8 protein-coding genes and 1 pseudogene are annotated in these 7,424 nt (G+C 59.8%); 4 read left to right on the top strand and 5 right to left on the bottom strand.

The window, feature by feature from the left end:
- Positions 1-317: 317 nt before the first annotated feature.
- Together OIU93_RS20290 and OIU93_RS20285 are read right to left on the bottom strand one after the other, a co-directional pair.
- On the bottom strand, positions 318-1,052 hold the full coding sequence (locus tag OIU93_RS20290; protein WP_264271854.1) for a trans-aconitate 2-methyltransferase: 735 nt from the start codon (positions 1,050-1,052) through the stop codon (positions 318-320).
- Positions 1,049-1,663, bottom strand: coding sequence for a hypothetical protein (locus OIU93_RS20285; protein WP_264271853.1), 615 nt, complete (start codon positions 1,661-1,663; stop codon positions 1,049-1,051). Before OIU93_RS20285 ends, OIU93_RS20290 begins: the two co-directional genes overlap by 4 nt.
- A gap of 387 nt (positions 1,664-2,050) precedes the next feature.
- Here OIU93_RS20285 and OIU93_RS20280 point away from each other — a divergent pair, with 387 nt between their 5' ends.
- Positions 2,051-2,665: a recombinase family protein gene (locus tag OIU93_RS20280; protein ID WP_264271852.1), complete on the top strand. Its 615-nt coding sequence runs from the start codon at positions 2,051-2,053 to the stop codon at positions 2,663-2,665.
- Positions 2,666-2,971: 306 nt separating this feature from the next.
- Here the strand turns inward: OIU93_RS20280 and OIU93_RS20275 are convergent, their stop codons facing one another.
- Positions 2,972-3,364, bottom strand: a complete 393-nt coding sequence (locus OIU93_RS20275; protein ID WP_264271851.1) for a MerR family transcriptional regulator — start codon at positions 3,362-3,364, stop codon at positions 2,972-2,974.
- A 186-nt stretch (positions 3,365-3,550) separates the two neighbouring features.
- Here OIU93_RS20275 and OIU93_RS20270 point away from each other — a divergent pair, with 186 nt between their 5' ends.
- The 3 genes from OIU93_RS20270 (at position 3,551) to OIU93_RS20260 (ending at position 6,041) form a co-directional block, all read left to right on the top strand.
- Positions 3,551-5,074 carry a SulP family inorganic anion transporter gene (locus OIU93_RS20270; RefSeq protein WP_264271850.1) on the top strand — a complete coding sequence of 508 codons (1,524 nt, stop codon included), beginning with the start codon at positions 3,551-3,553 and terminating at the stop codon, positions 5,072-5,074.
- 272 nt (positions 5,075-5,346) lie between these two features.
- A complete protein-coding gene (locus tag OIU93_RS20265) occupies positions 5,347-5,751 on the top strand; it encodes a VOC family protein (protein ID WP_264271849.1) in 405 nt (134 codons plus the stop codon).
- Entirely contained in the window at positions 5,748-6,041 is a 294-nt protein-coding gene (locus OIU93_RS20260; RefSeq protein ID WP_264271848.1) for a helix-turn-helix domain-containing protein, read from the top strand. The genes OIU93_RS20265 and OIU93_RS20260 overlap by 4 nt, the downstream gene beginning before the upstream one ends.
- A gap of 157 nt (positions 6,042-6,198) precedes the next feature.
- Here OIU93_RS20260 and OIU93_RS20255 read toward each other — a convergent pair whose 3' ends face one another.
- Positions 6,199-7,032 carry a hypothetical protein gene (locus OIU93_RS20255; RefSeq protein ID WP_264271847.1) on the bottom strand — a complete coding sequence of 278 codons (834 nt, stop codon included), beginning with the start codon at positions 7,030-7,032 and terminating at the stop codon, positions 6,199-6,201.
- Positions 7,029-7,424 (bottom strand): annotated as a pseudogene (locus OIU93_RS20250) (TerC family protein); the annotation flags it as partial. The pseudogene OIU93_RS20250 and the gene OIU93_RS20255, both read right to left, overlap by 4 nt.

Genomic DNA, 7,424 nt, shown 5'->3' with positions numbered 1-7,424 from the left:
AACTTCCGCCTCGTCGACCGGCTGACCACCCAGATCGAACGCGTCCAAACGGTCAACGCCCTCGCCGGACTCACCCCCGAGATTGTCGACACTGCACGGCGAGCCCTACTCATCGGCCACTAAGCGCCGCGAAAAACACGCCACTTACCGTTGCGATTCACACCCCAAAGCCGACTTCTTAACCTAGAACCTAACAAATCAGTATTGGGCTCGATGTCAGGCCATTTTTAATCAGCACTGAAGATTGGTGCAGCTTGGATACGAACTCAGTCGGCGTCTTCGCAGAAAAGGGACTGAAGCGCAGCGCCCAGAAAAATTCAAACATCACGTGGCACCGCCTCAATGCCAATGAACCTCGGAAATGGGAAAACTTCCGGCGCCTCAGGGCCACGAAGTTCCTCAAAACAAGAAATTTCTAATCCACTGTTTTGAAGTGCTTCTATATACCGGCCGAGCGGTCGATGCACATGAGTTGTCGATAGCGAATACTCAAATGAGGCAGTCTTGAACGGCGCTTCGACGAGGATTTCATCTGAGTAGTTGAAGTTCGGATGAGTCGCGTACCCCCAGTACACAGGCCAGAAAGCTGGATGTGTAAAGGTAACCAGTAGTCGTCCACGTTGGCTTAGGCGCGCAAGCGCTGTAAAGACCTCATCGATTTGTAGAGCATCCATTAAGACCATGCTTGCGACAACCAAATCGCATCTCGCATCAGGATTTTTCGTCGTCCACTCCTCGACGGTGGCAACTATATAGTCACTTTGAACATCGTGTGACCGCGCGATCTCGATACTTGAAGCACTTGGATCAAGCCCTATTACTTGCCTGTCTGGTCCTTGCAGCTTAGAGGTGAGGCGTCCCGTCCCGCATCCTACGTCTATGACTGATTTGGCTTCTCCAAGTCGACTGAGCACCCATGGTTCAAGTACACGGCTGAAAGATGCATCGTGGTCGGATGCAATTTGCGCATCTCTTTCGGGCGCAATTAAGTCCCATTCGTGTGTAATGGCAGCTTGACTTTTCTCTGCCAGGAATCTGATCTCTTCATTCATTCGGACGACGCAGCCACGGTGTGCCGCGCCATCAAGCGATATAGATCGTTAACGAGATGAATGGCCGGGTCGTCTTTAGAGCTAATCTTCCGAATCGTGTGCACTTCTTCTGTGCGATGACCGATTGCGACCCAGGGACCCGTTCCGTCAAGATCGAACAAAGTAAAACGGCTTGTGAATTTAAATTGATCATCGCCGTAGTAATATACCTTGGCTCCTTTGGATGCCAATCTTATGCTGATATCATTCTCTACTGGCATTAAAAGTGTGAGTGAATTGTTTTTTGCTTTCTTCTCAAGCACCTTCTCAGCAACCGTATCCACCCAGCTTAGATCGTTTGAAGAGATCACGCATTGGGACTCTGGTTTTAGCAATTTAATCATGTATTTCAGAATTTTGGCATCTCGTTTGGGACCTTTAAAGCGACGTGGTTGAGACTTGTAAGTCCCCAAAATCTCCACAATAGCCAAAGAAATTGCGGACAGAACGGCAATGCTGCCCAAAACTACTTTCCAAGGAGTAGCAAAAAGATTATTTAAATCATTAGCGAGCATGATGCTCGCTATCAATGCGACTAGTGCCGCAATCTGGGTTATCAACGTCCTGGTCATGGCTCAAGACTATCGAACCATGGGCAAGTACTTGATAGGTTGTATCAGGTTCCTATGTCCGAGGTGATGGTCCGTTCGACGTCCTCCCCCGAGAGTGATCCGTTTGTTGTGGACCAGATGACCTTTGAACTATGTCGTTGTGTAGGCGGACAAAAGTGTCCCGTGAGCCAATGGTTCACCGCGACACTTGAACGAGCCGGCCCGACTTGCAGTGCGCTGGAATCAACACTTTTCTCGGATTGCCCCGTCCCTGTCACATATTCATGTTTGACCTATCTTTGCATGACCTAGAATAAGTAACAGGTAAAGTGACACTTTGCGGATATGCATGCTTTTCGTGATCCGGTGTCACGTAAACGGCCGTATAAATGACAAGGGGTTCCAGCCATGCTGATCGGCTACATGCGGGTGTCCAAAGCCGACGGGTCCCAAAGCACCGACCTGCAGCGCGACGCGCTGCTGGCAGCCGGGGTCGAGGCGTCGAACCTCTACGAGGACCACGCCTCGGGCAAGAAGGACGACCGCCCCCAACTGGCCGCCTGCCTGAAGGCCATGCGTTCCGGTGACACCTTGCTGGTATGGAAGCTGGACCGGTTGGGCAGGGACCTGCGCCACCTGGTGAATACCGTCCACGACCTCACCGAGCGCGGGATCGGGCTCAAGGTCCTCACCGGCGAGGGCGCGGCCATCGACACCACCACCGCCTCGGGCAAGCTCGTCTTCGGGATCTTCGCCGCGCTGGCCGAGTTCGAACGCGCGCTGATCTCCGAACGCACCGTCGCCGGATTGGCCTCGGCCCGCGCCCGCGGCCGCACCGGCGGACGGCCCTACAAGATGACCCCGGCCAAGATCCGCTTGGCCATGGCCGCCATGGGGCACAAGGACACGAAGGTCGGAGCCCTGTGTGCGGAACTTGGCATCACCCGCCAAACCCTCTACCGCCATGTCTCCCCCACCGGGGAGCTGCGGCCCGACGGTGCGAAGCTTCTAAAGTCGCGATAGACCCGCCCGCACCAGCAGCGGCCGGCACCGCCGCATAGGACCGCGAATCCGACCCCTGACAGCGTTCCGTTTCACGCCCCGTCACCGGAACGGATCACCGGACGGGGGTTGCGGGACGGTCGACTTTCCTGTGAATCCAAGAAACTTCGTAAGGCCAAGTCAGCCAGGGCTGCGTTCCGGTAGCCCCACCGTCTTACGGGACGTTCCAAAATTTCATTCCGAACATACCCCTTACGGGACCGTGAGACTGCTCCGATCTTCAATGAACGATTGGTTCCCCGCGCTGGGCCGTAGCCTGCGAGGGAACTATTTGCCCTGTAGGTCTTGAATGAACGAATCAGCCCGGCTGAGATTCAGGGCGAGCTTGGCGCGCTTCGTGTTGGCCTGGTCAATGAATTCCGCCAGCTTGGCCCGGGCCTTCGCATCGGTTGCATCGGCGGCCAGGGTGTCAACGGTGTCCAGCAGTTCACCCATTTCTTCCAGGGTGAATCCCAATGGCTTCATGGAACGAATCACCAACATGCGCTGCAGGTCGGAATCGGTGTAGATCCGGAATCCGCCCTCACTGCGCGTGGTTGCCGGGAGCAGGCCCACCTCGTCGTAGTGGCGGATGGTTCGCTGGGACAGGCCCGTGGCCTCGGCCAGGTCCCCGATGTGCATGGTCCGCGCATCGGCGGCTGGGGTTGGGGTGTCAGTCATGGGTTCTCCTGTTTCCTCGGCTTCCAACTCTACCCTCCCGTTAGGGTAGAGTTAGTTTCGTTCGGTGCGTCGCCGCGGCCATTCCTCGCCGCAGCCAACCAGCGCAAAACAAGGACGCACCGACCCCACATCATTTCATGTACCCGAGCGCACAAGAGCGCCAATTTCCCTTGAACGGAGCCATCAATGGCCACGAAAACCACGGCAGGACACCCGATCCTGACCCCGGAAGAACGGCAATCCGTTCTCCGCACCCTCAAATCCCCGCGCCTGCTCAAGACCGAGGTCCTGGCCGGACTTGTCGTGGCCCTGGCCCTGATCCCCGAGGCCATTGCCTTCTCCATCATCGCCGGTGTGGACCCGCGCATCGGGTTGTTCGCGTCCTTCACCATGGCCGTCTCGATCGCTTTCCTCGGCGGGCGTCCGGCCATGATTTCTGCGGCGACTGGCGCCATTGCCCTGGTCATCGCCCCGCTGGTGAAAAGCCACGGCGTGGACTACTTCATTGCCGCCGTCATCCTCGCCGGAATCTTCCAGGTCATCCTGGCCCTGCTGGGCGTGGCCAAGTTGATGCGTTTCATTCCCCGCCAGGTCATGGTCGGCTTCGTCAACGCCCTGGCGATCCTGATCTTCATGTCCCAGGTCCCGGAACTGCTCGGCGTCCCCTGGCTGGTCTACCCGCTCACCATCCTGGGTCTGCTGATCGTCTTCGGCCTGCCCAAGCTCACCACCGTGGTCCCCGCGCCCCTGGTTGCCATCGTCGTTCTGACCCTCATTGCGGTTGTCGCATCCCTGGCGGTCCCCACCGTCGGGGACAAGGGTGAGATGCCCGAGAGCCTGCCGGCCCTGTTCCTGCCGAACGTGCCGCTGAATTTCGAGACCCTGCAGGTCCTCTTCCCTTATGCCCTGGCCATGGCCTTCGTGGGCCTGCTTGAATCCCTGATGACCGCCAAGCTTGTCGATGACGTTACCGACACCCGCTCCAACAAGACCCGAGAATCCTGGGGCCAGGGGGCGGCGAACATCATCACCGGATTCTTCGGCGGCATGGGCGGTTGCGCGATGATCGGGCAGACCATGATCAACGTCAAGGCTTCCGGTGCCAGGACCCGCATCTCCACCTTCCTGGCCGGAGTTTTCCTGCTCATCCTGGTCGTCGCGCTCGGCGACATCGTGGCGCTGATCCCGATGGCCGCGCTGGTGGCCGTGATGATCTTCGTGTCCGTGGCCACGTTCGACTGGCACAGCATCAAGCCCTCCACCCTGCGCATGATGCCCAAGAGTGAAACCACCGTCATGGTCATCACCGTCGTCTTCACCGTAGCCACGCACAACCTGGCCATTGGCGTCGGCGTCGGGGTGCTCACCGCCATGGTCCTCTTCGCCAACAGAGTCGCCCACCTGGTCACCGTGGAACGACGCATCGAGGAACACTTCGGGGTAAAGATCGCCAAGTACGAAGTCAACGGCGAACTCTTCTTCGCCTCGTCCAACGACCTCTACACCCAGTTCAACTACGTCGAGGACCCTGATCGCGTCGTCATCGACATGTACAACTCCCACCTCTGGGACGCCTCCACCATCGCCTCCCTGGATGCCATCACCGCCAAATACGCGAAGTACGGCAAGACTGTCGAAATCGAGGGCCTGAACGCGGCCAGCCTCAAAATGCGCGAACGCATGGGCGGAAAGCTAGGAGCAGGACACTAGCCGTCATACCCGAGAGGCCCGTGGTTCTTCTGCTATTGAGTATGGAGAGCCATGGGCCTCATCCGCTCCCTACCGGACTCTTGAGAATATGTCCCGTAGGAGGTTCCCCTTTCGGAATGATCACGTATGGAAATTCCGGCTACGCCACCCCATGAATCCGGCGACCGGAGAGCGACGTGCTTGTGGGCGAAGAAGTCTAGGCTCAACCAATGTTGAAGGAGTGGGCGGGTGGAGCCTTGACGTTGCACTTGTATTTTGCAAGTATGGGCCGCATGAGCCTCTTTATCACCTGCCCGGTCGAGAGCGTCGAGCGTGCCACCGCCTTCTACACCGCCCTCGGCTGGACCCTCAACGCGGAAATTTCCGATCACAACGTTTCGTGCTTCGCGATCGCGGCCGAGCAATACGTCATGCTCGGCAGCCGCGAAATGTATGCGGGCGTCGGCGGCGTCGAGGAGCTGATCGGCGGGCCCGACACACCCTCAAAGGTCACGGTCTCGTTCGACCTCGGCAGCCGCGAAGCGGTTGACGAACTCACCAAGCGCGCCGGCGCCGCCGGCGGCCGGATCGGTGAGATCGACGACTACCCCTTCATGTACCAGCGCCAGTTCGACGACCCCGACGGCTACCACTACTCCCCGTTCTGGATGAAGCCGGACGCCGATCCGACCGCGTGAGCGCCCTCGCCGCGGCCCTCGATGTCCTCGGAGCACGGTGGGCCCTGCTCATTGTGGAGCGGCTGCTCGACGGGCCGCAGCGCTACGGTGACCTGCAGCGCGACCTCGGGGTGCCGACGAACATGCTCGCCATCCGCCTGCGGGAGCTTGAAGCGGCCGACGTGCTGTTCCGCCTGCCCCTCCGGCACAACACCCGGGCCTACGCGTTGACCGAACGCGGGCTCGCCTTGCGCGAGGCGATTGTCGCGCTGGGGCGCTGGGGCGCTGGGGCGCCGAGGATACCTGAGTAAGGCAACGCACTCTACAAGCGCTGCACGCTGGTCGTGCTAGACGGCGTGATCCTTCCAGCGCACCTCGACATCGTCGATCCGGCCTCGCATCATCCGCGGAGATGATTGCCGGGATGAACGGGCATGTAGTGCCCACTGCCGACGAATTGGCCTCGGCTCAGCGACCGAAGAGGTCATCAATTCCCGGCACGGAGAAATTGGATCCGACATCGTTGAACTGCTCGCCAAGACCCGAGACGGTTTCACCGGCGTTGGCCGTGAACTCTCCCATCCCTCCGGTCAGGTCCTCGAGATCTAGGCCGTTGCCCAAGGCCTCGAAGTCAATCCCCATGGCTGATGCCTGTTCCAGGAGCGGGCCGGCCAGCGAACTGGCCACCGCTCCGCCCGCGACCGCGGTGAGAACACCTCCTGCCAGCAGCCCTGCCCCTGCCGCGGCGCCTCCGACCATCACACCGCGGCCGATGCCGCCGCCCGGTCGTGAACCGTTACTCCCGGCGCGGGCGAGCATGCCCCGCAAGAAACCCGGCCGCCCGGCCTCCGCGCGGGCCGCGGTTCGCGCCAGGTCATCGGCACCCGAGGTTCGGGGATGGTCCTCGGTGGGAAGTTCCGTGCGTATCCGCTGCTGGATTTGATCCCGCTGGGCCGGGGTCAGGCGTTCGAAGGCTTCGCGGTGCATTTGCTCTATCTGGTGCGGATTGGCGGTTTCCAGGAGGTAATCGTAGCGCGCGATGGCCGCCCGGTCGGCGTTGCTGATCTCTCCGGATGGAACACGCGAATCGGAGCGGTGCGGCTGTGCACGATACGTCTCGGGGGAAGCTGGCCGGCGGCCAGCAGGAGCTCCGGTGGCTTGTCCGTCCCCGGTGAGGGTATCTGCTGCAGTGCGGACGATCGCACGCCAGTCTTTCTGGCCGACGTTCTTGGGCTGATTCGTCGTACCGGACTTTTCCAGGGCTTTCAGGGCGAGGTCGGTGAGTTTGGAGAACATGCTCATTTGGAGTAATCCTTCGTGGTGGAGGGGTCGCTCGGTGCGGGTGAACTGGGACGTTTTTGATTGCGGGTCTTGAGCAGGCTCGCGACGGTGGCCACGGTGATCGTGGCGGCAATAAAGAGCAGGGAGAAGGAGATCGGGATTTCGGGGATCCACAGGAGCGGCTGCCCGCCGTTGATGAAGGCAAGCTCATTGACGTGCAGTGCGTGGAAGACGAGCTTCACGCCAATGAACGCCAGGATGACGGCAAGGCCTTGGGAGAGGTAGACCAGTCGCTCCAGCAAGCCGCCGATGAGAAAGAACAGCTGGCGTAGCCCCATCAAGGCAAAGACGTTCGCCGTGAAGACGATGTAGGCCTGGTCGGTGAGCCCGTAGATGGCGGGGATCGAGTCGAC

The sequence above is a fragment of the Paeniglutamicibacter sp. ZC-3 genome (assembly GCF_025847175.2).
In the GTDB taxonomy this organism is placed as follows: domain Bacteria; phylum Actinomycetota; class Actinomycetes; order Actinomycetales; family Micrococcaceae; genus Paeniglutamicibacter; species Paeniglutamicibacter sulfureus.
This window is presented reverse-complemented; position numbering and strand designations above follow the sequence as displayed.